Origin of the sequence: Raineyella sp. (assembly GCF_034933565.1) — a bacterium.
Classification (GTDB): Bacteria; Actinomycetota; Actinomycetes; order Propionibacteriales; family Propionibacteriaceae; genus Raineyella.
In genome coordinates, this window is sequence record NZ_JAYFNG010000013.1 from 59847 (window position 1) to 84915 (window position 25069).

Annotated in this window: 24 protein-coding genes, 2 tRNA genes and 1 pseudogene; 16 read left to right on the plus strand and 11 right to left on the minus strand. The window is 69.3% G+C overall.

The genetic code is table 11. The features are described from left to right. The first annotated feature begins 44 nt into the window (after nt 1-44). The 4 genes and pseudogenes from otsB to VB059_RS04720 form a co-directional block, all read left to right on the plus strand. Entirely contained in the window at nt 45-869 is an 825-nt protein-coding gene (otsB, locus tag VB059_RS04705; protein WP_323420868.1) for a trehalose-phosphatase, read from the plus strand. Nucleotides 870-881: 12 nt separating this feature from the next. After that, nucleotides 882-958 (plus strand) — tRNA-Ile (locus VB059_RS04710). Between the two features lie 776 nt (nt 959-1734). Further along, nucleotides 1735-2016: a hypothetical protein gene (locus tag VB059_RS04715; protein ID WP_323420869.1), complete on the plus strand. Its 282-nt coding sequence runs from the start codon at nt 1735-1737 to the stop codon at nt 2014-2016. A 248-nt stretch (nt 2017-2264) separates the two neighbouring features. Then, nucleotides 2265-2826 (plus strand): annotated as a pseudogene (locus VB059_RS04720) (transposase); the annotation flags it as partial. A gap of 243 nt (nt 2827-3069) precedes the next feature. On the opposite strand, the gene VB059_RS04725 reads toward VB059_RS04720, so the two are convergent. Beyond that, nucleotides 3070-4458 carry an IS1380 family transposase gene (locus tag VB059_RS04725; RefSeq protein ID WP_323420870.1) on the minus strand — a complete coding sequence of 463 codons (1389 nt, stop codon included), beginning with the start codon at nt 4456-4458 and terminating at the stop codon, nt 3070-3072. Between the two features lie 269 nt (nt 4459-4727). Between VB059_RS04725 and VB059_RS04730 the strand changes: the two genes are divergently transcribed. Then, complete coding sequence (locus VB059_RS04730; RefSeq protein ID WP_323420871.1) at nt 4728-5105, plus strand: hypothetical protein; 378 nt, start codon at nt 4728-4730, stop codon at nt 5103-5105. Nucleotides 5106-5367: 262 nt separating this feature from the next. Continuing rightward, entirely contained in the window at nt 5368-6000 is a 633-nt protein-coding gene (locus tag VB059_RS04735) for a hypothetical protein (RefSeq protein ID WP_323420872.1), read from the plus strand. Nucleotides 6001-6132: 132 nt separating this feature from the next. On the opposite strand, the gene VB059_RS04740 is transcribed toward VB059_RS04735, so the two are convergent. The 4 genes from VB059_RS04740 to VB059_RS04755 all read right to left on the minus strand — a co-directional run bounded on the left by VB059_RS04740 (nt 6133) and on the right by VB059_RS04755 (nt 9701). After that, on the minus strand, nt 6133-7332 hold the full coding sequence (locus VB059_RS04740) for a TIGR04053 family radical SAM/SPASM domain-containing protein (protein ID WP_323420873.1): 1200 nt from the start codon (nt 7330-7332) through the stop codon (nt 6133-6135). 60 nt (nt 7333-7392) lie between these two features. Next, on the minus strand, nt 7393-7881 hold the full coding sequence (locus VB059_RS04745) for an acyl-CoA thioesterase (protein ID WP_323420874.1): 489 nt from the start codon (nt 7879-7881) through the stop codon (nt 7393-7395). 105 nt (nt 7882-7986) lie between these two features. Next, nucleotides 7987-8817 (minus strand): HAD family hydrolase, encoded by an 831-nt coding sequence (locus VB059_RS04750; RefSeq protein ID WP_323420875.1) that lies wholly within the window; start codon nt 8815-8817, stop codon nt 7987-7989. After that, a complete protein-coding gene (locus VB059_RS04755; protein WP_323420876.1) occupies nt 8814-9701 on the minus strand; it encodes a hypothetical protein in 888 nt (295 codons plus the stop codon). Before VB059_RS04755 ends, VB059_RS04750 begins: the two co-directional genes overlap by 4 nt. Nucleotides 9702-9949: 248 nt before the next feature. Between VB059_RS04755 and VB059_RS04760 the strand changes: the two genes are divergently transcribed. From VB059_RS04760 to VB059_RS04785, 6 genes are all read left to right on the plus strand, one after another. Further along, entirely contained in the window at nt 9950-10975 is a 1026-nt protein-coding gene (locus VB059_RS04760) for a MoxR family ATPase (protein ID WP_323420909.1), read from the plus strand. Further along, nucleotides 10968-11984, plus strand: coding sequence for a DUF58 domain-containing protein (locus tag VB059_RS04765; protein WP_323420877.1), 1017 nt, complete (start codon nt 10968-10970; stop codon nt 11982-11984). The genes VB059_RS04760 and VB059_RS04765 overlap by 8 nt, the downstream gene beginning before the upstream one ends. Then, nucleotides 11981-12964, plus strand: coding sequence for a VWA domain-containing protein (locus VB059_RS04770; RefSeq protein WP_323420878.1), 984 nt, complete (start codon nt 11981-11983; stop codon nt 12962-12964). The genes VB059_RS04765 and VB059_RS04770 overlap by 4 nt, the downstream gene beginning before the upstream one ends. Continuing rightward, on the plus strand, nt 12961-13917 hold the full coding sequence (locus VB059_RS04775) for a VWA domain-containing protein (protein WP_323420879.1): 957 nt from the start codon (nt 12961-12963) through the stop codon (nt 13915-13917). Before VB059_RS04770 ends, VB059_RS04775 begins: the two co-directional genes overlap by 4 nt. 14 nt (nt 13918-13931) lie before the next feature. Beyond that, on the plus strand, nt 13932-14633 hold the full coding sequence (locus VB059_RS04780; RefSeq protein WP_323420880.1) for a YggS family pyridoxal phosphate-dependent enzyme: 702 nt from the start codon (nt 13932-13934) through the stop codon (nt 14631-14633). Nucleotides 14634-14743: 110 nt separating this feature from the next. Continuing rightward, nucleotides 14744-15226, plus strand: a complete 483-nt coding sequence (locus VB059_RS04785) for a DUF3145 domain-containing protein (protein WP_323420881.1) — start codon at nt 14744-14746, stop codon at nt 15224-15226. Nucleotides 15227-15344: 118 nt separating this feature from the next. Here the strand turns inward: VB059_RS04785 and VB059_RS04790 are convergent, their stop codons facing one another. The 6 genes from VB059_RS04790 to aceE form a co-directional block, all read right to left on the minus strand. Next, on the minus strand, nt 15345-16604 hold the full coding sequence (locus tag VB059_RS04790) for a beta-ketoacyl-[acyl-carrier-protein] synthase family protein (protein ID WP_323420882.1): 1260 nt from the start codon (nt 16602-16604) through the stop codon (nt 15345-15347). An 89-nt stretch (nt 16605-16693) separates the two neighbouring features. Then, nucleotides 16694-16939, minus strand: a complete 246-nt coding sequence (locus VB059_RS04795) for an acyl carrier protein (protein WP_153572913.1) — start codon at nt 16937-16939, stop codon at nt 16694-16696. Nucleotides 16940-16983: 44 nt separating this feature from the next. Further along, on the minus strand, nt 16984-17991 hold the full coding sequence (locus tag VB059_RS04800) for a beta-ketoacyl-ACP synthase III (RefSeq protein WP_323420883.1): 1008 nt from the start codon (nt 17989-17991) through the stop codon (nt 16984-16986). Then, nucleotides 17988-18950, minus strand: coding sequence for an ACP S-malonyltransferase (locus VB059_RS04805; RefSeq protein ID WP_323420884.1), 963 nt, complete (start codon nt 18948-18950; stop codon nt 17988-17990). The genes VB059_RS04800 and VB059_RS04805 overlap by 4 nt, the downstream gene beginning before the upstream one ends. Before the next feature lie 126 nt (nt 18951-19076). Then, a complete protein-coding gene (locus tag VB059_RS04810) occupies nt 19077-20273 on the minus strand; it encodes a PucR family transcriptional regulator (RefSeq protein WP_323420885.1) in 1197 nt (398 codons plus the stop codon). A gap of 2 nt (nt 20274-20275) precedes the next feature. Next, nucleotides 20276-23035, minus strand: coding sequence for a pyruvate dehydrogenase (acetyl-transferring), homodimeric type (gene aceE / locus VB059_RS04815; protein WP_323420886.1), 2760 nt, complete (start codon nt 23033-23035; stop codon nt 20276-20278). Between the two features lie 172 nt (nt 23036-23207). On the opposite strand from aceE, the gene VB059_RS04820 reads away from it, so the two are divergent. From VB059_RS04820 to VB059_RS04835, 4 genes are all read left to right on the plus strand, one after another. Continuing rightward, complete coding sequence (locus VB059_RS04820) at nt 23208-23669, plus strand: DUF3052 domain-containing protein (protein ID WP_416339497.1); 462 nt, start codon at nt 23208-23210, stop codon at nt 23667-23669. Further along, on the plus strand, nt 23669-24142 hold the full coding sequence (locus tag VB059_RS04825; RefSeq protein WP_323420888.1) for a redoxin domain-containing protein: 474 nt from the start codon (nt 23669-23671) through the stop codon (nt 24140-24142). Before VB059_RS04820 ends, VB059_RS04825 begins: the two co-directional genes overlap by 1 nt. 16 nt (nt 24143-24158) lie before the next feature. Next, nucleotides 24159-24234, plus strand: a tRNA-Val gene (locus VB059_RS04830). A 282-nt stretch (nt 24235-24516) separates the two neighbouring features. Further along, nucleotides 24517-24843: a hypothetical protein gene (locus tag VB059_RS04835; protein ID WP_323420889.1), complete on the plus strand. Its 327-nt coding sequence runs from the start codon at nt 24517-24519 to the stop codon at nt 24841-24843. Nucleotides 24844-25069: the final 226 nt, after the last annotated feature.

Consider the following 25069-nt stretch of genomic DNA (forward strand, 5'->3'; position numbering starts at 1 on the left):
CTCCCGTCTGTGCCCCCAATCTATCCCGTGCCACAGTGGGGCCCATGGACAAGCTGGACGCGGTGCTCGCTGCCCCGGACCGTACGGTCCTCGCTCTCGACTTCGACGGCACGCTCTCGCCGATCGTTCCCGACCCCGACCGGGCGTACGCCCATCCGGCCTCGATCGCCGCACTGCGGCGGATCGCGCCGCATCTGCTGCAGGTTGCGGTGGTCACCGGCCGGCCCGTGGCCAAGGCGATCGAACTGGGCGGGCTGGCCGCCGGTGCGGGCCTGGAGCACCTGGTCGTGATGGGCCAGTACGGCATCGAGGTGTGGGCGGCGGCCAGCGGTGAGGTCGTCGCGCCGCCGGTGCCCGCCGCGATCGTGTCGGTGAAGGCGGCCCTGCCGGCCCTGCTGGCCCGTGCCGGCCACCCCGACGCCTGGCTCGAGGACAAGGGACGGGCGGTCGCGGTGCACACCCGGCGGCTGGCCGACCCGGAGGGGGCCTTCGCGGACCTGGCCGGCCCGGTGCAGGCACTCGCCGCGGAGTACGGGCTGCAGTTGGAGCCGGGCAAGAACGTGCTGGAGATCCGGGCGGGCGGCTTCGACAAGGGGGATGCGGTGCGGGCCCTGGCGGCCCGGCTCGATCCCGCGATCTTCGTCTATGCGGGCGACGACCTGGGCGACATCGCCGCGTACGACGCCGTGGCCGCGCTCCGGGACCGGGGCTGCACGCCGGTGCTGGTCTTCCCCCGGATGCCCGGCGAGGACAGTCCGCTCGCGCAGCGCGCGGACATCATCCTGGCCGGGACCGACGGGATGGCCGAGTGGCTGACCGCGCTGGCCGATCGGCTGGAGGCCGCCGGGACGCCGTCCTCGACCCCCTAGAATCGTGGGGACGTGCCAGTAGCTCAGCCGGTCAGAGCAGCGGACTCATAATCCGTCGGTCGTGGGTTCAAGCCCCACCTGGCGCACCATCGTCCGGTCAGGACAGGTCGCTGCACCTCGTCGCTGCGGCGGCCCGGGGCCCTCGGAGGTCAGTGCTGCGTTAGCGCTGGAAGCAGGAGGGGGCTTTCTTGGTGAGCAGATACCTTGAGCAGTTCCAGTCTGTTCCAGCCAACCTCGGGAGACACTCCCTTCATGTCACAGATCAGACAGATCAGCTCGTGGCGTCACACTGAACTTGTCTGGTCTGTACACCTAGCAGTCACCAACGACCCCGTCAATGTCTTGACCTCGACGGGAATTTCGGCTGGGGCAGTGTCTGGAACGCCACCAAGAACTTCGTCAAAGACAACTGGCAAGGGATCCTGGTGGGTGTTGCGGTTGGCGCAGTTTGTGGAGCAACCATGGGGATCGATTGTGCAGTCGTCGCTGGTGCATTATTTGGGGCGGCTCTTGGTGGAGCTGTCTATGCCGTGAGCGTGCGGGGCAAAGTTACTTCGAGCGGGATGCTTCGGGCTATGACTGGTGGGGCAGTCAGTGGCGCCTTGACCCGATCTGGAATTGGAAGGGTCGGAGGCAGTCTCAGCCGCGCTGTAAACAGGAGATTCACTAAAAACGCTCTGGAAAAGGTTTCTGAAAGGGGCGGTTCGAGGGTGCATGCCTTAATTGCTCGACGTTTTGGGAGATATGAGGGCTTGAGGGTTGACGATAAGCGAAGGTGGTCATACGTACGTTCCACGCGGCATACAACTTTTGCAATAAATAGTCAAAATAAGATAATCACCTATGTAAGGAAGGTGAAGAAGCGGTGGAGACTGTAGGCGGCTGCGTAAAGATGGTGTCTGAAATCCTTTACAATGGGATATTGGGTGAGACTTGTCCGGAGTACCCCCGCGACGAGTATGATGGTGAGGCTCGCCTGCTTGTCGATGAAGTGCTCCGCCGAAGCGTCGCAGGCAGAGTTTCCACAATGGATATATCCGATATACTGGCCTCCATTTTCACAGATAGCTTTGATGTGAAATATGAGGCCTATGAATTCGAGGATCTGGCACGGTTGATCCATTTGGCTTTACATGCATGTACTTGACACCGCCGCGGCGCGCTGATGCGGATTTCACTCTTTATATGACGCCTGCCGGGGGACGGAGACGGCTGATGTTGCGCAGTACATCAGGCCCGGCTACGGCCTGACCACCAGTGCGACCGGCTACGACGCTCAGGCGGGCAACGTCACGAGCACGACGCAGTATGCGAATCCGGCGTACGGGCAGGTCACCAGCACCTGAACCGTCCCGGGTTTGATGCCGCTTCCTTTCGAGTTGGAAGGATGGCGTTCTGCCGAAGAAGATTGATCCTGAGGTGCGTGAGCGGGCTGTGAGGCTGGTGCTGGAGCATCGGGCGGAGTATCCGTCGATGGCGAAGGTGATCGCGGCCGTCGCCTGTCAGGAGGGCGTGGGGGCGGAGTTGTTGCGGCGGTGGGTTGTGCAGGCCGAGATCGATGCGGAGGATGACCCCGGAGGGCTTGTACGGGCGTAAGAAGATGACTGCGTTGATCCGCCGCACTACGATCGCCGACGCGTCCCGTGGCGCGGTGGACCGGGCGATGCGGGCCCTGGGACGTGTCCGGGATCCCCCGCGCCAAGGCGATCCGCACGGCCATCCGGCCAAAGATGGGATCCGTGCCGGGGATCTGCTGAATCGGGACTTCACTGCGCCGCGCCCGGATCACACCGGGGTGACCGACTTCACCTACGTCCGCACGTGGGCGGGCTGGGTGTATGTCGCGTTCATCCTCGACGTGTACTCCCAACGCATCGTGGCCTGGCACGCCCACACCAGCAAACACGTCGGCCTGGTCATGATCCCACTTCGGATGGCACTGTGGGGGCGCGACCGAAAACATCAACGGCCTACTGCGCCAGTACTTCCCCAAGGCACCGACCTGTCCCGGTGGTCCGCCGACGACCTCGAAGCCGTCGCCCTGGCACTAACCCCGGTCTTTCATGAGTGTCGGTGAGGCGAGGTCATGCGATGTCGTCGTCCCCGCCGGTGGTCGGTGTGGTGTGGGGGCATGGTGAAGGGCCGGCTGGCGCTGCCGGGCTGCGGTTCTCCGGGGTCCTCGTGTCGTGGTTGCTCGTGGTCAGGCAGATTGTGGGATCGCGCTGATCTTCGCGAACACGGCCACGACAGCGCCGGCCCATGGCCAGGTTTCCGGGATCCGTAGGTGGCGTCGTCGGGCGCCGTGAGTGAGTCGGGCCGGGACGTGCAGCAGCCGGTAGCGCAACGCTTTCGGCTCGCAGCCGGCCAGCGCGGCGGCCTCGCCGGTGAGAGCAAGCAGGCGGGTCCAGGCGATCAGGTCCGCAGCGATCTGGACCAGTACCAGCCAGGCCTGGTTGATACCGAACTCCCTGGACGGGAAGCGCCCCAGGCCGGAGTCCTTGGCATGACGGATCCGGTCCTCGACCCGGGCATGGGCGCGGTGACGCGCCTCCAGGAACGCGAGCTGACCGCTACCGGTGTTGGTGACGAACGCCTGGTAGCGCCACCCGTCATGGGTCTCGAACAACGACAGCTGCGCCCCCGGGTGCGGGCGCTCGCGGCGCACGATCACCCGCATCCGGTCCGGCCACCCCGACAGATCCAACAGTCCGGTCAGCTCGGCCACGTCCCCGCCCTCCCGGATGGCCCCGTCGGCATCCAGCGCCGACGACCACGCCTGGTCAGGCAGCAGGGTGATGGCGTCCTGGACCTGACCGGTGAGTGCGAACCCGACCGAGTACTCCAGCTGACGGCCGCGGACCTGTCCCTGGGCGGTGAGCCAGTCCAGCAGGGCGTGGGAGGCGCCGGCCCCGTCGGATCGCACCAGCAGTCGCTTGCGACGGGCGGCGGGGACCTGAGCGATCGCCTCGGTCAGCACCTCGATGTGGTCGACGGCAGTGTTCGAGCCGGCGTTGCCGGGACGCAGCTTGGCGGCGAGGAACTCGGTGGTGTTGTCGCACCAGACACCGATCGGATGGAACCCGAACGTCCGCTTGAACGTCGGCGCCGCCTGCTCCTTCTCGCTGTGAGCGATCACGACGGTCGCATCCACGTCCAACACCACCACCTCGCCCAGGTCGGCTCCCGCTACCCGGCTCGCCGGCACCCTCTCGAGCTGGGACCACACCTGGCGACGGACCCTGGCCCGAGCGGCCTGGATCTTCTTGCGCCGGCCCGCGGTGATCTCGTCCAGTGCCCGCCACACCGTCGCCGGTGAGGCCACCGGCCCCAGCACCCCGGACTGGTGACGCAGTACATCGATGTCAGCGATCGCCTCCCCGCCATCGGCCAGCATCACCGCCACATCGGCCAGCACTCGGCCCCGGTCATGAACGGGCAGGAACGACCGCCTCGCCATCGCCATCGACAGGGCCCGGGTCAGACCGGTCCGGTCCGTCAACAGCCGTAGCGCGATGCTGCCCGCATGGGCCACCACGCCCACACCATCGCCGGAGACCGTCAGGCCGGTGGACCATCCAGTACCCTTCACCTACGGAGTGCCTTCCGCTGGGAGATCTTGAGTCGTCGCAAACCCAAGTTTCCCCTAGTGGACAGGCACTCCTCTGCATCTACCAGTCGGCGGACCCACCGTCCCATGAATGATCCGGGCTAACAACAGACCCCGCAAGACCCTCGGCTGGAAAGCCCCGGCCGAGGTGTTCAACGAGCAGCTACGCTCACTTCAACAACCCCGTGTTGCACCGACCGGTTGAACTCGCCCGATGACCGCATGTCAGATTGATTTCAAGTAGGAGATACATGCTGGTGCAGCCTGTAGAAGATTACATCGAAACAAGAGGAACAAATGTTCCCATAAAGGCATTGGGTAAAGAAAGGAAATATGAAGTCATCATAGAATCAAAGTCGATATTCGGCAGGACATCTTTCTGTATTATTGATGACATGTTCCCAAATTTTCCGATGGAGTGGCCTGGGAAACTCTTTCGAACTGTAGATCAAAGGAGGGACGGTTGGGCGACGAGCAGGCATGTTCCAGGCTTCTCCGGAACTGTTTCATGCAAAGTGGAACTACTGCGTATCCTGAAGAAGGACCGTGGATACTTTGAACATCTGGTGGACGGTGAAAGTGAAGCGGTTGCGAAGTTTAAGGAGATATTTCCGAATAAAATTGGCTGATGATTGATGTGCTGGTGATTAATTCGGCCTTGATGTGGCGAATCTGTGGATCGTTGGGTGTGGCTTCCGGAGGGTGCGACGGATTCCTGGCGAGGTTGCGGCGCGAGTGACAGCCTCCTGTCGGGTTGTACTGGTCGAAGCGACCGTCCAGCGGTGGCGTTCTTTTTTTCGCCAGGCTTTCCGATGCACCGATCATCAGATATGGGTCAACCGAATGGGGTGCTCCTATGAGTGGCCCACTCATTTCAGAGGAAGTTGGAGAATGCAGCAGAGACAGAACGGATCCGATCTGCGGGCGATTGCAGTTCCAGTGGCCCTTGCGGTCACAGGGATCGTCTTCGGAGCGCTCACCTCGGCGATCAACCATGGTTTCGGCCCGGGCCAAGAATATGTATCGAAAGTCTTGGGGTCCGCTTGGTGCTGGCTGCTCGCAGCATATGCAGCCTGTCTGACCGGCCGGAATTTCCGGATGTCCGTTCGCCGCGGCCTGGCCTTCCTGATCCCCGCCATCCTCGCCTACGAGATCGGCGATCTCGTAGGCGGCTCTTACGACACGGCGCTTCCGGGGCTGCCTCGTCAGTTCGACCTGCTCAACTTCACCATCTGGACCGCCTACTACATCATCCTCAGCCTCATCACGGCGGTGGTGCTGTCTACGATCCTCGTCGCCACCCGATCGGGCGGCCTCGTCGGCTTCTTCGGCACCATCGTGGTGCCGGGCCTGGTCGCCTACCTCGCCCTGGACACCTACCGAGGGCTGATCGTCCAGCCCGGGTTCGACCCGATCGGCCAGGTCGTCAACCTGACCGCGGGCACAGTGGCGGCAGTGGTCACCGGCGCAGTGGGACTGATTGCCCTGATACGGTCCCTGACCCGGCGTGCCGGCATCAACTGATCACGGCCAGGATCTCCAGGTCCCGGGGGCGCTCAGGTTCGCTCGTCGGCTCCGAGCGGGGAGCTCGCGTACGCCCCCGGCGGCGCATCTCCTGAGACGGTGCGCCACCGGGGCAGCACCGAGGCAGAGGGGCTACTCCTGCCCGGCGGCGGTCCCGGCGTCAGCTTCGCCGGTCCAGGCGGCCGGGGCGTACGCGCAGGTCGGGTCGGAGGCGAGCGGGTCACCCAGCATCGCGTAGGCACGCGCCCGCGAGCCGCCGCAGATCCAGTTGAACTCGCACACCCCGCACTTGCCGGCGTATTCCGACGGCCTGCGCAGCGCCTGCATCATCGGCGCCTCGGCATAGATCTTGTGGAACGGCCGGTCGCGTACGTTGCCGCAGTCGAACGGGAGGAAGCCGCTCGGGTACACGTCACCGATGTGGTCGATGAAGGCGAAGCCGTTGCCGGAGTTCACCCCGATGGCGGGGCGGGGCGGTCGGCGGTCACCGCCGGCGCCGAGCAGTTCGACGGTGCGCTCCATCAGCCGCGCGTGCAGCGGGCCGGTCGCCGGGAGCGGTAGGCCCGCCTCGAGCGCGTCGTCACGCTGGATGGCGACCCGCCGATAGGTCTGCCCCTCGGTGGTCTTGATCGCGATCCGGTCGGAGATGTCGTGCAGCCAGTGCATGACGTCCTCCATCTCCGCGGGGGAGAGACCCTCGAGGTCGGAGCCCCGCCCCATCGGCACCAGGAAGAGCAGGTACCACAGGTGCGCCCCCATGTCCATCACGGTCCGGACGATCTCGGGCAGTTCGTGCAGGTTGTTGCGGCAGATCGTCGTGTTCACCTGGAACCGGAAGCCGTGCCTGACCACCAGCTTCGCCGCCTCGACCGTCGCGTCGAAGGTGCCGTCGATGCCGCGGAACGCGTCGTGGGTCGCCGCGGTCGCGCCGTCCAGGGACAGCGAGAAGGCCTTGACCCCGGCCCGGCGGACCGAAGCCAGCCGCTCGTCGGTCAGCAACGGCGTGACCGAGGGGGACAGGGCGATCGGCAGGCCGATGGAGGTGCCGTACGCGATGAGTTCCTCGAGATCGGGGCGTTCGAACGCGTCGCCACCCGACAGGATGACGATCGGTCGCGGCGTCCCGTAGGCGGCGAAATCGTCCAGCAACGCCTTGCCCTCGGCCGTCGTCAACTGGCGAGGATCGGGTCGGGGGAAGGCGTCCGCCCGGCAGTGCCGACAGGCGAGCTGGCAGGCCCGGGTCACCTCCCAGACCAGGACGTGGGGTCGCTCCCCGGCATCGTGGTGGAGCGTCCGGACGACGCCCGGATGTGCGGCCGTGTGCATCGACATACGACTACGGTACAGGTAGTACGTCGTCGACCGTCGATGCCGTCCGGGCCGGCGCGGGTGTCAGCCGTCCAGGTCGTGCAGCGGTTCGTGCGCGGCGGAGATCCGCTCCGGCACGTGCGGCTCGGGCCGGGGGATGGGCTTCATTCGGTGCGGGATCCGGTCCCGGGCGTAGGTGATGTCGGAGTAACCGTGCTCCAGTGGCCGGCCCTGGTCGTCCAGGGAAACCATCACGATCTTGTCGACGGTGATGATCGATTCGCGCGTCACCATGTTGCGGACGTTGCAGCGCAGCGTCAGGGAGGTCCGCCCGAACTTCACCGGGAAGATCCCCAGCTCGATGATGTCGCCCTGCCACGCCGACGACACGAAGTTGATCTCGGACATGTACTTGGTCACGACGCGCTCATTGCCCAGCTGGACGATCGAGTAGAGCGCCACCTGCTCGTCGATCCAGGAGAGCAGATGCCCCCCGAAGAGCGTCCCGTTCGCATTCAGATTCTCGGGTCGCACCCACAGTCGGGAGTGATAACGCATCCGCGGCTCGTCCATGACCCACAGTCTAGGGACGCGCCGACCGGCTCACCTCCGGTGGACCATCCCCCTGCAGGGCGCCACGCCGTGTCAGCCCACGCCGGGTCAGGCTGTGCGGCCGGGTCAGGCGTCGCGGCCGGACCCCGGGAACCACTGCAGGATCGTCCGGCCCACCCCGTCGTCGGCGCACGGGTGCGCGACCGCCCGGCCGACCTCGGCGAGCAACGGATGGCGCGGCGGCATCACGTACGCCCGGCCGGCCCAGCTGAGCATCGCCAGGTCGTTCGGCATGTCACCGAACGCCGCCACCTCCTCGGCGCCGATCCCCAGGGAAGCGCAGTAGCGGGCCAGCATCGCGGCCTTGTCCACGCCGCGGGCGCCGACCTCCACCAGCACTCGGTCGCCGGCCGCCACCCCGGCGGTGGACCAGGTCAGGCTCAGCTCGTCGGCGGCGACCTCACGCAGTGCGGTGAGCAGGTCATCCAGCGGCGTGCGGTAGCTCTGCACCAGCACCTTCAGCACCGGGCCCCCGGCGAGCAGGAGGTCCTCCAACGGGGCACACCGATAGCCCGGCGCATCGGGCGGGGAGTCCAGGTAGCCCGGCTCGTAGCCGAACGAGTCGGCCCACTGCAGCCCCAGCGTCGCCCCCGGCAGCACCTCACGGACATGGGTACCCAGCGCCGAGATCAGCTCGGGGGCGATGTCGACCAGCTCGGTGATCTCACCGGTCGCCGCGTCGTAGCGGATCGCCCCGTTGCAGCCGATCACCGGGGCACTCGGCAGCTGCAGGTCGACGATCGGCTGCATCCAGGTCGGCGGGCGGCCGGTCGCGAACACGACGTGGACGCCCTCGTCGAGGGCTGTCCGGACGGCGCGGGCGTTGAGCGCCGAGACCTCGCCGCGCGGGTGCAGGAAGGTGCCGTCGAGGTCGGTCGCGATGAGCCGGGGGATCACAGTCTGGACCTTTCGGGGATGCCCGATCCGCTCGCCGTCGGCGACGGTGAGGGCGAGACCGGCGACGGGGACGCCGATGACGGCGACGGTGAGGCCGACCGGGGGGACGGCGACGGAGTGGGGGTCGGGGACGCTGAGGAGGGGGACGGCGACGCCGACTGTGGCTGGGGTGGCGGAGGCGTCTGCGGCGGTTCGTGGCGGAACAGCAGGATCGCCACCAGCACCGCGACGGCGGCGACCAGGATCATCAGCAGCCAGGAGACGAACAGTGACAGCCACCCGGCGCGGTCGAACCGCCCGGGCCAGGGCAGCGGCCACACCGACGTACGCCCCGGCGCGGTGTCATCGGCCCAGGGCAGGCGGTAGTCCGGGCCGGCGGGCGGCGGGCCGGTCGATGGCAGGACGAGGGCCACGTCGGCCAGGATCGAGGTCGCGAGGGGGAGCTGGTCGGCCGTCAGGGCGACCCATGGCGCGTCGGGCTCGGCGTTCGCGACCGGGGTCTGCATCGCCCGGTGGCGAGAGCTCAGCCGGCCGGTGTCCTGTCCCCACCCGCCCCGGGCGAGGACGAGGTCGACGTGCAGCCGGTCGACGCGCCCGGTGAACCGGTCCCGGGCCACCCGATCGGCGGCCGCGCCGCGGGACAGCAGCACCAGCACGGCGTCGGGCTCCGCGAGGGGCCCGGTGCCGCGCTCCTCGACGGCCGGTGTGTCGATGGCCGGTGTGTCGACGGTCGGTACGCCCGGTGCGTCGGCGGAACGGGCGGCGTACGCCACCCCGGCGGGCCCCGCCACCAACCGGGCGTCCAGCCAGAACCCGTCGACCCGGGGCGGGTCCTCGGGCCGGAGGGGCCGGGCGATCGGCTCGGGGTCGGCGGCTGCAGTCATCGCTCCCATCTCACCACACCCCACCAAGGCCAAGAGCGGCGTGGTCGAGGCCGAAGGGGGCACGCCCTGGAGCCGAGGGGGCGTTCGGTCCAAATCAGAATCAGGATCGTCACGCTGAGGGCACGCCCTGGAGCCGAGGGGTCGTTTGAGTGGTGGCCGATGATGGACGTGCGGTCTGCGAGGATGGTCCGGATCGCAGGACGGGAGGGGCAGAGGTGGACAACCAGGAGGCGGCCCGACTGATCGACATGGCCCTGACGCAGGTGCGTCGGGTCATCGTCGGCCAGGAGCACATGGTGGAGCGGCTGATGGTCGCCCTGCTCGCCCGCGGACACTGTCTCCTGGAGGGGGTGCCCGGCACGGCCAAGACCCTGGCCGTACGGACCTTCGCCACCGTCGTGGGCGGTGATTTCGCCCGGGTGCAGTTCACCCCCGACCTGGTGCCCTCCGACATCGTCGGCACCCGCATCTACAAGCAGTCCCAGGAGGGCTTCGACGTCGAGCTGGGGCCGATCTTCGTGAACTTCCTGCTCGCCGACGAGATCAACCGGGCCCCGGCCAAGGTGCAGTCGGCGATGCTCGAGGTGATGGCCGAGCGGCAGGTGTCCATCGGCGGCACGACGTACCCGGCCCCCTCCCCGTACATCGTCATCGCCACCCAGAACCCGATCGAGTCCGAGGGCGTCTACCCGCTGCCCGAGGCGCAGCGGGACCGGTTCCTGCTCAAGGTGGACGTCCCGTACCCGCACGGGGACGAGGAGTTCGAGATCCTGCGCCGGATGAGTGTCGACGTCCCGGTGGCCGAGCCGGTGCTGGACAACGCCTCCGTGCTCGCGCTGCAGGAGCGGACCAACCACGTCTTCGTGCACCAGCTGGTCGCCGAGTACATCGTCCGGCTGGTGCTGGCGACCCGGGCGCCGGCCGACTTCGGGATGCCGGATCTGGCCGACGTGATCGCCATCGGCTGTTCGCCGCGTGCCACCCTCGGCCTGGTGGGCGCGTCCCGCGCCCTCGCCCTGATCAACGGTCGCGACTACGTGCTGCCCGCCGACGTGCAGGCCATCGCCCGCGACGTGATGTCCCATCGTCTCCAGCTGGGGTTCGACGCCGTCGCCGACAACATCGACCCGGTCGAGGTGATCGACCGCGTCGTGGCGATGGTGCCGGCCCCGACTCCGGTGTGGAACCAGCCCGCCCAGCCGGCCCCGACGACCCAGCCGGCCCCGCCCGTCGCGGCGCCGGCACCGTACCCGCAACCGGAGTTCCATGGTTGACGGCCCCGCCTCCTCACTGGTCCGGCCCCCGGACCGACCGACGCTGCCGCTCGACCGGCTGGCGCCGGAGGCGGCCCTGCGTCGGCTGGAGCTGACGGTCGTCCGCCGGCTCGAGGGCTTCCTGCAGGGCGACCACCTGGGCGTGCTGCCCGGGCCGGGCAGCGACCCCAACGACGCCCGGCCGTACCTGCCGGGGGAGGACGACGTCCGCAAGATCGACTGGCCGGTCACCGCCCGCACCCGGGTAACCCACGTCCGCGACACCATCGCCGACCGCGAGCTGGAGGTCTGGTCGCTGCTCGACATGACCCCGTCGATGAACTGGGGCACCGCCGGCGTCACCAAGCGGGACCTGGGGATCGCGGCACTGGCCACCTTCGGGTTCCTGTCCCAGCGGATGGGGGACCGGTTCGGCGGGATGGTGATGCGCCCCGCCGGGGTACGCCTCGTCCCGGCCCGTTCGGGGCGGACCGCCCTCTACGGGTTGCTGCGCTCCCTGCTGGAGGAGCCGATCGTCCCGGACGACACCGATCCCGGTCTGCCGCTCTCCGCGGCGATCGACGCCCTGGGCCGGGCCCAGCGGCGGCGCGGGCTGCGGATCGTCGTGTCGGACTTCCTCACCCCCGGTGACGTCGAGCTCGACCCCGAGGTGGCGCCGGAGTGGGAGCGGGCGCTACGGCGGCTGTCGGTGCGCAACCAGGTGATCGCCGTCGAGGTGATCGACCGCCGCGAGATCGAGTTCCCCGATCTCGGCGACATCCTCGTCCGCTCGCCGGAGACCCCCTTCGAGCGCTACGTCAACACCGGTGACGTACGGCTCCGCCGGGCGATGGACGTGGCCGCCGCCCGCCAGCGGGAACGGACCCGGCTGGCGCTGCGCCGCTGCGGCGTGGGGCACATCGTGCTGCGTACCGACGGGGACTGGGTCGCCGAGATCGCCCGGTTCGTCCTCGGGTACCGGCGGACGGCCGCCCTGCTGCACCGCCCGCCCCGCGGGGTGTCGCGATGAGCGGCTTCGTCGACTTCTGGCGCAACCTCACCTTCGGCGACCCGTGGCGGCTGCTGTTCCTGCTGGTCATCCCGGTGATCGTCGGCCTGTACGTCTGGGCGTCGCGGCGACCGGGCCGGCGGGGCGTCCGGATCACCACCACCGCGCTGCTCGACCTGGTCGGCGGGCGGCGCTCGCAGTGGCGGCGTCACCTCGCCGTGGCCCTGTCGCTGCTGGCGCTCGGGGCCGCGGTGACCGGTTGGGCCCGGCCCACCACACTGGCCGACGTGCCGCGCGAACGGGCCACCGTCGTGCTGGTGATGGACGTGTCGCTGTCGATGGAGGCCACCGACGTGGCCCCCACCCGGCTCGCGGCAGCCGTCCGGGCCGCCACCTCCTTCGTCGAGGAGATCCCGCCGACGTACAACGTCTCCCTCGTCACGCTGTCGGGGGCCCCGGCCGTCGTCGTGCCGCCGACCCTGGACCATGCCGCCGTCACCCGGGCCCTGGCCGGTCTCAAGCCGCAGGACTCGACCGCGATCGGGGACGCGATCCTGGCCGGCCTGCGGGCCCTCGAGCAGGCGCCGCGCGACCCGGCACATCCCGACCGGCCGGCGCCCGGTGCCATCGTGCTGCTCTCCGACGGTGACAACACCGCCGGGACGAGCGCTGTCCAGGGGGCCCAGCGGGCCGCCGACGCGAAGGTGCCGGTGCACACCATCGCCTTCGGCACCGAGAACGGCTACGTCGACGTCGAGGGGAAGCGGGAGACCGTCCCGCCCGATCCGGCGACGCTGGCCGAGGTGTCGCGGATCACCGGCGGGCAGACCTTCACCGCCGACAACACCCGCCGGCTCGAACGCGTCTACCGGGACATCCGCTCCGAGGTCGGGGTGGAGAAGAAGTCGACCGACGTCAGCTCGACCTTCGCCGGCTACGCCATCATCGCCGCCGTCCTCGCGACCCTGGCGGCCATCACCCTGGGGGCGCGCCGGCGATGATCCCGCTGATCCAGTTCCTCTCGCCGGGCCGGCTGTGGCTGTTGCTGCTCGTCCCGGTGCTGCTCGGCATCCATCTCCTCGTCTCCCGGTCGGCTGCCGGCGGCCGGGGTCGGCACGATCCTCTGCTGGCCTCGCTGCGGGTCGAGCGGGGCTGGCAGGTCCACCTGGCCGTGATCCTCTCCGCGCTCAGCCTGGTCGCCCTCACCGTCGCGTTCGCCCGGCCCAAGCAGGACGTGCTGGTCCCGCGGGAACGGGCCACGATCGTGGTGGCGATCGACGTCTCGCTGTCGATGCAGGCCGACGACGTGGCGCCGAGCCGGCTGGAGGCGGCCAAGGACGCGGCGAAGGAGTTCACCCGGTCGCTGCCGCCCAAGTTCAACGTCGCCCTGGTCTCGTTCGCCGGGACGGCGACGATCGTGGTCCCGCCGACCCAGGACCGCGGTGTGGTGAGCTCCGCCATCGACAGCCTGCGTCTGCAGCCGTCCACCGCGATCGGCGACGGCATCTACGCCTCGCTGGCGGCCCTGGACCAGGTGCCGCCCGACCCCGACCATCCGAACGACCCGCCGCCGGCCCGCATCGTGCTGCTCTCCGACGGCTTCACCACCATCGGGCGCCCGGCCGCGCAGGCCGCCGCACAGGCCCGCAGCCAGTCGGTGCCGATCTACACCATCGCGTACGGCACCCTCGGCGGGTCGATCATGATCGAGGGCAGCCGCCAGCCCGTCCCGGTCGACTACAACGAGCTGGCCAACGTCGCCCGGATCTCCGGCGGCAAGGCCTACCGGGCCCAGACCGCCGGGCAGCTCAAGGACGTCTACCGTGACATCGGCTCGTCGGTCGGCAAGGAGTCGGTGCCGGTGGACGTGTCCAACCGGTACGTGGGCGTCGCCGTGGCGTTCGCCCTGCTGGCCAGCCTCGGAGTGGTGTCCCTGGCCGCGCGCTGGCCCTGAGTAGGGTGCCTCCCATGGCAGACGTACGTACCAACCTGGCGGAGGTCCGCAGCAGGATCGACGCGGCCTGCCGCGACGCGGGCCGTGACCCCGGGGAGGTACGACTGCTGCCGGTCACCAAGACCCACGGCCTGGAGACCATCCGCATGGCGTACGACGCCGGCTACCGGCGACTGGGGGAGAACCGGGTCCAGGAGGCCGTCGCCAAGTGGCAGGGCAGCCTGGACTGGCCCGGCGTCGAATGGGCGATCATCGGGCACCTGCAGACGAACAAGGCGAAGGACGTCGCTCGGTTCGCGGTCGAGTTCCAGGCCCTCGACTCGGTCCGGCTGGCCCGCGAGCTCGACCGCCGGCTGCAGGCGGAGGGGCGGGGCCTGGATGTGCTGCTCGAGGTGAACTCGTCGGGGGAGCCGCAGAAGTCCGGTGTCGCCCCGGACGAGGCCGCTGCCCTGGCGGCCGAACTGCGGGCGTACGACTCGCTGCGGGTCCGCGGCCTGATGACCGTCGCGGTGCGGTCGGCCGACCCGGCCCGGGTCGGCGCCTGCTTCGAGCGGATGCGGACGCTGCGGGAGCGGTTGCGCCAGGACGACCGGGCGGCGGGCAGCTACGACGAGCTGTCGATGGGGATGTCGGGGGACTTCGAGCTCGCCATCGCCCATGGCGCCACCTGCGTACGGGTCGGTCGGGCGATCTTCGGCGAGCGCCCGCCCCGGTAGCTCGCTCGGCCGACTGGCGTCCTGACCCCCGGTCGGCAAGAATGGGGACTGTTCCGACGTGGACGCGAGGTTGCTGGGGAAGGCGTATCTCGTACCAGGGAGGAACGAACATGACGAACACCAGGGGCGTCCTGTACGTCCACTCCGCACCGTCGGCGCTGCGCCCGCATCTCGAATGGGCCGTCGGCGGGGCGTTCGGCATGCCCGTGCACCTGGACTGGCAGCCGCAACCCGCCGAGCCGGGTCTACAGCGCTGTGAGCACTCATGGATCGGGCCGGTGGGACTCGGGGCGAAGGTGACCTCAGCGCTGCGCGGCTGGGACCATCTGCGTTTCGAGCTGACCGAGGAGCCGACAGCCATCAGCGACGGTCAGCGTTGGATGTGGACTCCACGGCTGGGGATGTTCCGCGGCCAGGTCGGCCACAACGGCGACATCGTGGTGCCTGAGGAGCGGATCCGCTGGGCGATGAGCCAGGACGACCCACAGGCGGCGATGCTCGACCTGCTGGGCGAGCCCTGGGACAGCGAGCTGGAGGTCTTCCGCTGGGCCGGGGAGGGTGCACCGGTGCGCTGGCTGCACCGCGCCGTCTGACTGCACCGCGCCGTCTGAGCCCTGGTATCCGGGCACGCGCGAGGTTGACGGCACAGGACCCCATCGCCCGGAGAGTCCCGGGTGATGGGGTCCTGACGTGTCGGCGAGCGCCCGGCGGTCAGCCCTCGGTGATGTTGCCGGTGGTGAACGCCAGGGCGACGTTGTGCCCACCGAAGCCGAACGAGTTGTTGATCGCGGCGATGTCGCCCTGCGGCAGCTCGCGGGCCGTCGTGGCGATGTCGATGTCGAGGGAGTCCTCGGGGTCCTCGAGGTTGATCGTCGGCGGGACGATGCGGTTCTTCAACGCCAGCACGGTGAAGATCGACTCCATCGCGCCGGCGGCACCCAGGAGGTGACCGGTCTGCGACTTCGTCCCGGTGAAGATGACGTCGTCGGTGGCATCGCCCAGGGCCGAGCGCACCGAGCGGACCTCGGTGAGGTCACCGGCCGGGGTGGAGGTGGCGTGCGCGTTGACGTGCTTGACGTCGCCGGGCTGCAGCCCACCGTCCAGGACGGCCAACCGGACCGCCTCGGACTGGCCGACGCCGTCCGGGTCGGGGGCGACCATGTCGTACGCGTCGGAGGTGACACCGGCGCCGGCGAGGGTGGCGTAGATGGTGGCGCCGCGGGCGATCGCATGCTCCAGCGACTCGAGCACGAGCATGGCGGCCCCCTCACCGAGGACGAAGCCGTCGCGGTGCTTGTCCCACGGGCGGGAGGCCTTCTCCGGCTCGTCGTTGCGACGTGAGAGCGCCTGCATCTGGCCGAAGGCGGCCACCGGCAGCGGATGGATGACGCCCTCGGCGCCACCGACGACGACCACATCGGCACGGCCGAGGCGGATGATGTCGAGGCCCTGGGCGATCGCCTCGTTGCCGGAGGCGCAGGCGGAGACCGGGGTGTGGATGCCCGCGCGGGCCCGCAGTCGCAGACCGACCGTTGCGGCCGGGGCGTTCGCCATCAGCTTGGGGATGGTGAACGGGCTCACCCGGCGGTGGCCCTTCTCCTTCTGCACGTCCCACTGCCCGATCAGGGTGTGCAGGCCGCCGATCCCGGTGCCGACCGATACGGCCAGCCGGGTGGGGTCGACGGGGTTCTCGTCGTCCAGCCCGAAGCCGGCGTGCTGCCAGGCCTCGAGGGCGGCGACGATGCCGAGCTGGGTGGACCGGTCCATCTTGCGGGCCTCGACGCGATCGATCAGCGTCGTGGGGTCGACGGCGGCCTCCGCGGCGATCCGGGTCGGCAGGTCCTGTGCCCAGTCGTACGGCAGTGCGTGGACACCCGGGGTGCCCTTGACGACATTGGCCCACGTGGTGGCGGCGTCACCGCCCAGGGGGGTCGTGGCACCGAACCCGGTGACGACAACGGTGGAGGACATGGTTCAGGGTCTCCTAGCGATCGCGGGAAGTGTTCTGCTGGTGTGGGGCCGGCCCCCGGCCGGTGCCGGCCCCACGACCGGAGCCGGTGTCAGTTGGACGCGCGCTCGATGTAGGCGACGGCGTCGCCGACGGTCTTGAGGTTCTTCGACTCCTCGTCGGGGATCGAGACGCCGAACTTCTCCTCGGCGGCGTAGATGATCTCGACCATCGACAGCGAGTCGATGTCCAGGTCGTCGGTGAACGACTTGTCGAGCTGGACGTCCTCGACCGGGATACCCGCGACCTCGTTCACGATCTCGCCCATGGCAGCGGTGATCTCTTCGGTGGTAGCCATACTTTTCTCCTTGTGGTGGGTGAGTTTGGTCAGGTTGGAAGGTATCAGGGCAGGACGATGACCTGGCCGGAGTAGACCAGTCCGGCGCCGAAGCCGATGATCAGGCAGGTCTCGCCCGAGTGGACCCGACCGTCCTGGTACAGGGCCTCGATGGCCATCGGGATGGAGGCGGCCGACGCGTTGCCGGTGTTGGCGATGTTGTGCGACACCAGCACCGACTCGGGCAGCTTCAGGGTGCGGACCATCGCCTGGGTGATCCGGTCGTTCGCCTGGTGCGGGACGAAGACGTCCAGCTCCTCGGGGGCCAGCCCGGCGGCGGCCAGCGCCTGCTCGGCGTAGTGGCAGACGGTGAACGCGGCCCACTTGAAGACCGGGTTGCCGTCCATCACCAGGACCGGCCGCTTGCCCTCGTCGACGGCCTGGGGCCAGTGCGGCACCTGCTGGATCAGGTGGCCCTGCTCGGCGTCGGAGCCCCACACCACCGGGCCGATGCCCGGCTCGTCGGAGGGGCCGATCACTGCGGCGCCGGCGCCGTCACCGAAGATGAAGGCGGTCGAACGGTCGCTCTTGTCGGTCAGGTCGGACAGCCGCTCCACGCCGATCGCCAGCACGTACTTCGCCGCACCGGATCGCACCAGGGCGTCGCCCTGGGCGATCGCGTATGAGAAGCCCGCGCAGGCGGCCGAGATGTCGTACGCCGCCGCCTTGCTGCCCAGGTCACCGGCGATCACGCAGGCCAGGCTCGGGGTCTGGGTGAACCAGCCGACGGTGGAGACGACGATCGCGCCGATCTCCTCGACCGGGACCCCGGAGCGCTCGATCGCGAGCTTGGCGGCCTCGACCGACATGTACTCGACGGTCTCCTCACCGGTGGCCCAGTGCCGGGTCGAGATCCCCGACCGGGTGCGGATCCACTCGTCGGAGGACTCGATCCAGGTGCAGACCTCCTCGTTGGTGACGATCCGCGAAGGGGTGTAGCCGGACATCCCGTAGATCCGGGAGTACGGCGAACCTTCGGAAGCCTTGATCGGGTGGCGGGGGGAGAAGCTCATCGGGTGACCTCCGGGTCCTCGGTCTGGTCGGTGGACTGGGTGTGCCGGGTGACGAACTCCCGGGCGGCGGGCAGCTCGTCGGGGGTGTTCAGGGCGAAGATCTCGACGCCCTTGAGATTGCGCTTGGCGATGCCGGTCAGGGTCCCCGCGGGGGTCAGCTCGAGCAGGCCGGTGACGCCGAGGTCGCGCATGGTCGCCATGCACAGGTCCCAGCGGACCGGGGCCTCCACCTGACCGACCAGCCGCTGGAGCATCTCGGCACCGGACCCGACGACGAGCCCGTCGCGGTTCTGTACCAGCCGGGTGCTCGGCTCGTGCGTCGTGATGCCGCGGGCCAGCCGCTGCAGTCGGGCGGTCGCCGGAGCCATGTGCACGGTGTGGAAGGCGCCCGCGACGCTCAGCGGGATGATCCGGGTGCGGGCCGGGGCATCGGCCTGCAGGGCCGCCAGCTCCTCGACGGTGCCGGCGGCGACGATCTGGCCCGCACCGTTGTGGTTGGCCGCGGTCAGCCCGGCGGCCTCGATCGCGGCGAGGACCTCGTCCTCCTTACCGCCGATGACGGCGGTCATCGAGGTGGGACGTACGGCGGAGGCCTCCGCCATGCCCTTGCCGCGCTCGCGGACGAAGACCAGGGCCTGCTCGGCGGACAGCACGCCGACCAGGGCGGCGGCGGTGATCTCACCGACCGAGTGCCCGGCGACCACACCCACCTCGCGGAAGGCCTCGGCGGAGTCGAAGAGGGCGGCCGCGGTGGCCAGGCCGGCGGCGACGAGCAGCGGCTGGGCGACGGCGGTGTCCCGGATGGTGTCCTCGTCGGCCCCGGTCCCGTAGTGCTCGAGGTCGAGACCGGAGACCGCCGAAAGCCAGTTCAGTCGATCGGCGAAGGCGGGGTCAGCCAGCCACGGGGTGAGAAATCCTGGTTTCTGAGCGCCTTGTCCCGGCGCGACGACTGCGAGCACCCTCCCACTCTCCCGCCTCGACGCCCCGGATGCGGCAGGGCCCCGGACGAAATCGGACGTCCCAAGTTTGTCGGAACCCCACAACCCACGCCCCGGCGAAGGCGCGCCGGGGCGTCGGGGCGGGTCTCAGCCGTTGTGGTCGGCCAGCAACCGCCCGAGGGTGAGGGCCAGGCGCAGGGTGTACGAGTCGCGCGGGTCGGTGGGGGAGTAGCCGGTCACCTCGTGGATCCGCTTGAGCCGGTAGCGCACCGTGTTGGCGTGCACGAACAGGGCTCGGGCGGAGGCCTCGATCGACAGCCCCTCGTCGAGGAAGCAGGTCAGCGTCTCCAGCAGCCCGCCACCGGAGTCGACCAGTGGGCCGTAGACGTCGCGGGCCAGGGCGCGCCGGGCGTGCCCGTCGCCGGACAGCGCCCGCTCCGGCAGCAGGTCGTCGGCATGCACCGGACGGGGTGCGGCCGGCCACCCGGGCGCCGCCCGCAGGCCCGACAGGGCGGCCCGGGCGCTGCCACTGGCCTGGGTCAGGTGGTCGACCCGCGGGCCGACCACCACCGGGCCCTCGCCGAAGCGCTCCGCCAGTGGGGCGACGACGGGCAGCGGGTCGGCATCGGTCGCCAGCGGATCGCCACCCAGGACGACCACCAGCCGGTCGCTGTGCACCGCCGCGAGGCAGTCCAGCTTGCGGCTGCGGGCCATCCGCCGGGTGTCCTCGATCTTGCCCTCGGCCTCGGGGCCGGGGGCGGAGCCGACCATCACCAGCGCGCCGGCGGTGGACCGCCAGCCCAGGGTCGCGACCCGCGACATCACCGAGTCGTCGACCTCGCCGCGCATGATCGCGTCGACGACGGTCGCCTCCTGGCGGATGTCCCAGGCGCCGCGCACCTCCGCCGCCGCCGCATAGACCTCGGCGGCGGCGAAGGCGACGTCCCGGCTGTACTCGTTCAGCGCGGCGTGCAGATAGGGCCGGTCGGCCCGCGGCATCAGCTCATCGACCTGGGCGTCGACGGTGTCGATGATGCTGCGGGTCAGGTCGACCGTCTGCTTCAGCGACACGTGCCGGGACAGGTCCCGGGGCGCCCGGTCGAAGATCTGCACCTGCCGGTCCGAGCCCCCCTCGCCGAACCAGTTGATGAACCCGTCGACGCCCGCGCGGGCGACCAGGGTCACCGAGGCCCGGTGCTCCGGACTGAGACGTCCGAACCACTCGTAGCGCGTGTCGACCTCCGCGATGGCGGCGGTGGTCATCTTCGCCGCCACCTGGCGCAGGCGCCGGGCGATCGAGGCACGCGAACGGGTCGAGGGGAGCTGGATCCAGGTCAGGGCCATGGTCAGGCGCCGGCGCCTTCCTGGGCGACATGCGCGACCGCGGTCGGGTCATCGATCCGGTACTTCGCGAACGCCTCCGCGGCCGCACCGGCCCGGTAGGCGCCCTGGGCCTCGAGCGACTCGAGCGCCGCGACCACGATCGACGGGGCGTCGATCTGGAAGAAGCGCCGTGCCGCCGCCCGGGTGTCGGCGAAGCCGTAGCCGTCGGCACCCAGTGAGGTGAACGGACCCGGCACGTACGGCCGGATCTGCTCCTGGACCGCCCGCATGTAGTCGCTCACCGCCACCACCGGTCCGGTGGTCTCGGCCAGCTTGCGGGTGACGTACGGCAGTCGGTGCTCGGCGGCGGGGTGGCCGAGGTTCCACTTGGCGCAGTCGAGCGCCTCGCGGTTGAGCTCGTTCCACGAGGTCACCGACCAGACGTCGGCGTCGACCTGCCACTCGTCGGCGAGGATCTGCTGCGCCTCCAGGGCCCACGGCACGCCGACACCCGAGGCCAGCAGTCGGACCCGGGCGTACCCGTGGTCCTCGGCCGGGCGGAACAGGTGCAGGCCCTTGAGCACGCCCTCGACGTCCAGACCCGCCTCCGGGCCGGGCTGGCGCACCGGCTCGTTGTACACGGTCAGGTAGTAGATGACGTTCTCGCCCTGCGGGTGCTCAGGATCGTCGTGGCCGTACATCCGGCGCAGGCCGTCCTTGACGATGAGCGCGATCTCGAACGCGAACGCCGGGTCGTAGTGCACCACGGCCGGGTTCGTCGACGCGAGCAGCGGGGAGTGGCCGTCGGCGTGCTGCAGACCCTCGCCGGTCAGCGTGGTCCGTCCCGCGGTGGCGCCGAGCAGGAAGCCGCGTGACATCTGGTCGCTGGCGGCCCAGATGAAGTCGCCGACCCGCTGGAAGCCGAACATCGAGTAGAAGATGAACACCGGGATCATCGGCTCGCCGTGGGTGGCGTACGCGCTGCCCGCCGCGGTGAACGAGGCCAGCCCGCCGGCCTCCGAGATGCCCTCGTGCAGCAGCTGGCCCTGCGTCGAGGACTTCCAGGCCAGCAGCAGCTTGCGGTCGACGGACTCGTAGGTCTGGCCCTTCGGGTCGTACAGCTTGGCCGTCGGGAACATCGAGTCCATGCCGAAGGTCCGGAACTCGTCGGGGGCGATCGGCACGATCCGCTGGCCGATCTCCGGATCGCGCATCAGGTCGCGTAGCAGCCGGACGAAGGCCTGGGTGGTGGCGACCTTGGCCTTCGGGTTGCCCGGCGCCATCAGCTCCTTGTAGACGGCGTCGCCGGGCAGCTTGAGGGCACGGGGGCGGACCCGGCGCTCCGGGACGGCCCCGCCGAGGGCGGCACGGCGCTCGCGCATGTACTGCATCGCCGGGGAGTCCTCGGCCGGCTTGAAGTACGGCGGGTGGTAGGCGTCCTCGAGGGCGGAGTCCGGGATCGGCAGGTGCAGCCGGTCGCGGAACGCCTTGAGGTCGGCCGAGGTGAGCTTCTTCATCTGGTGGGTGGCGTTCTTCGCCTCGAGGGCATCGATCGTCCAGCCCTTGACCGTCTGCGCGAGGATCACGGTCGGTTGACCGACGTGCTCGGTGGCCGCCTTGTAGGCCGCGTAGACCTTGCGATAGTCGTGGCCACCACGCCCCAGGCGCTGCAGCTGCCGGTCGGAGAGCCCCTCGACCATCCGCTTGAGGACGGGGCTGTCGAAGAACTTCTCGCGGATGTAGGAGCCGTCCGCGATCGAGTAGGTCTGGAACTGGCCGTCGGGGGTGCTGTTCATCTTGTGCAGCAGCGACCCGTCGTGGTCGGCGGCCAGCAGCGGGTCCCAGTCACGCGACCAGAGGACCTTGATGACGTTCCAGCCGGCGCCGCGGAAGAAGGACTCCAGATCCTGGATGACCTTGCCGTTGCCGTCGACCGGCCCGTCGAGCTGCTGCAGGTTGCAGTTGATGACGAAGGTGAGGTTGTCGAGTTCCTCACGGGCGGCTCGGCCGATCGCGCCGAGCGACTCGGGCTCGCCCATCTCGCCGTCGCCGAGGAAGGCCCAGACGTGCTGCTGGGAGGTGTCCTTGATGCCACGGTTGTGCAGGTAGCGGTTGAACCGGGCCTGGTAGATGGCGTTCAGCGGGCCGATGCCCATCGACACCGTCGGGAACTCCCAGAACTGCGGCATCAACCGCGGGTGGGGGTACGAGGACAGCCCCTGGTGCGGCCCGCGGGAGACCTCCTGGCGGAATCCGTCCAGGTCGTGCTCGTCGAGCCGGCCCTCGAGGAACGCCCGGGAGTACATGCCGGGGGAGGCATGGCCCTGGAAGTAGATCTGGTCGCCGCCACCGGGGTGGTCCTTGCCGCGGAAGAAGTGGTTGAAGCCCACCTCGTACAGGCTCGCGGCGCTCTGGTAGGTGGCGATGTGGCCGCCGACCTCGAGGCCCTTGCGATTCGCCTTCGACACCATCACCGCAGCGTTCCAGCGCAGTGCCCGGCGGATCTCCCGCTCGGTCTCCTCATCGCCCGGGAAGAGCGGCTCATCGGCCGTGCTGATCGTGTTGATGTAGTCCGTGGAGCGCAGGGAGGGCAGTCCGACCTGACGCTGGCGTGCCCGGGCCAGGAGCTCGAGCATGATGTAGCGGGCCCGGTGGGGGCCCTTCTCCTCGAGGAGCCCGTCGAAAGAGGAGATCCATTCCTCGGTCTCTTCGGGGTCCACGTCCGGCAGCTGGCTCGGGAGGCCCTGCGCGCTGGGGGCGGGGCGGTCACCGCGGTTGGCCATGCATCGTCCTATCGTTCGTGCCGACCTGGGTCGTCATTGTGTGATGAGGCAAAGAGTAAGTACCTTTCGCGGGCCTTACCAGCCTAATGGTCCATCATCGGCCCCGAGGGGTCGATCGTCAGGAGCGTTGCTCACCGGGGGCCGGACGTGACGTCGGGCCTGGGGTCTGGCAATGTGGTGTTCACACACTTGGTGTGCCGTTGCCGAACCATCGAAAGGGGATACCTCCGTGGCCAGCGACGCCGCAGGCCGTTTGGGCCTTGCCGCCGGCCAGCTCGTCCAGGAGCTGGGCTGGGATGAGGACGTGGACGACACGTTGCGCATCGCGATCGAGGACGCCGTCGACGGCGAACTCGTGGAGGACGCCGTCGAGGCGGTCGATGTCGTGTTGTTGTGGTGGCGGGAGAACGACGGCGACATCGCCGACGGACTCGTCGATGCGCTCACGGACCTCAAGACCGACGGTGTCATCTGGTTGCTGACGCCGAAGGTCGGGCGTGAGGGACACGTGGATCCCGCCGACATCGCCGAGGCGGCGATCACCTCCGGGCTGGCGCAGACCTCCACCACCACGAGCGTCTCGGGTGACTGGAGTGCGAACAAGCTTGTCCGGCCGCGGGGCAGCCGGCGCTGATGCACCAGCAGGTCCCCGTCGTCGGACGGACGGTCCCGGACTTCCACGGCCACGACCAGCACGGCCGCGACTTCGACCTCAGTGATTGGCGCGGCAGCCCCGTGCTGGTGTTCTTCTACGCCTTCTCGTTCAGCTCCGTCTGCCGCGACGAACTGGAGCACCTGCGCGACATGGCGTACCTGTTCGACGCTGCCGATTGCCGGATCGTCGCCGTGGCCACCGACACGACCTTCGTGCTGCGCGAGGTGGACCGGCGGCTGAACCTGGGCTTCACCCTGGTCAGCGACCACTGGCCGCACGGCGCGATCGGCCGGGCGTACGGGGCTTTCGACGACAAGCTCGGCTGCGACCGGCGCCACTCGTACCTGATCGGGCCCGACGGTGCCCTGGTCTGGTCGAAGGTCGTCGACCTGCCCGCCACCCGTGACATCGGCGAACACCTCGGGGCGGTGCACGTCCACTTCCCGGTATAGTCGACGTCTGCCGTGAGGGCGCATAGCTCAGTTGGTAGAGCGCCTGCCTTACAAGCAGGATGTCATCGGTTCGAGTCCGGTTGCGCCCACCAGAAGACCTGAGAGTTCCGAGTCTCTCGAACCCTACGTTTTCCCTTGTCAGAGGTCCTTTCCTTACGGGAGAGGTCCTTTTGGCATAGCTGAAGGAACGTGGAATTGGTAGTGATCTGATAATTAATGGTAGTAATCCGTGTTGGGGGAGGTGTGCCTTGTGCGCCTGGCCGATCCACGCAATCACGCGGGAGGCAATCATCCGCTCCGCTCGGTGCGCCCCGGTGCGCCCCGGTGCGCCCTCGGCAGAGCGCGGGCGTGACCCCCGCCGACAGGAGCACCCCATGACCGACGACGTGCCGCGGCCCTACGGCGGGCCCGGCGATCCGCCCTTCGGCCCCCGTGACCTGAGGAACCACCCGCGCGACCTCGCGTGGGAGGCGATCGCCCGGGCCGGCCGCCCCGCCGACCCGGACTGCCAAGTGATGCTGATGCGGATGGCAGACTACTGGGACCCTCGGCTCTACGTCGAAGCCTGGTACGACGACGGCCCGAGCCGGAAGGTCTGGCTGCGCCCCGAGGACGACGTCCACTCGCTGACCGCCCGGATCAGGGCGGCCATCGCCGCCGTCATCGCGGAGCGGCACCAGCAGAGCCCCCAGCAGCCCTGATCGCGACCGCCTGCGAAAACAGGGCCTCGAGGACGGGTGCGAGCCGCCGGATCGCGTCCTCCTCCGTCTCACCGTCGGCGACGCCGCCGCGCCACGTGTCGTCCAGCAGGGTGTACCTCCTGTCCGTCGCAGCCGTCCGCGCGGTGATAGCCCGGCCCGGCTCCAGCTTCTGGGCCCGCCGTTCCAGGACGCGAATATGTGAACAGCGCGACTGGCCGTCCCCGGG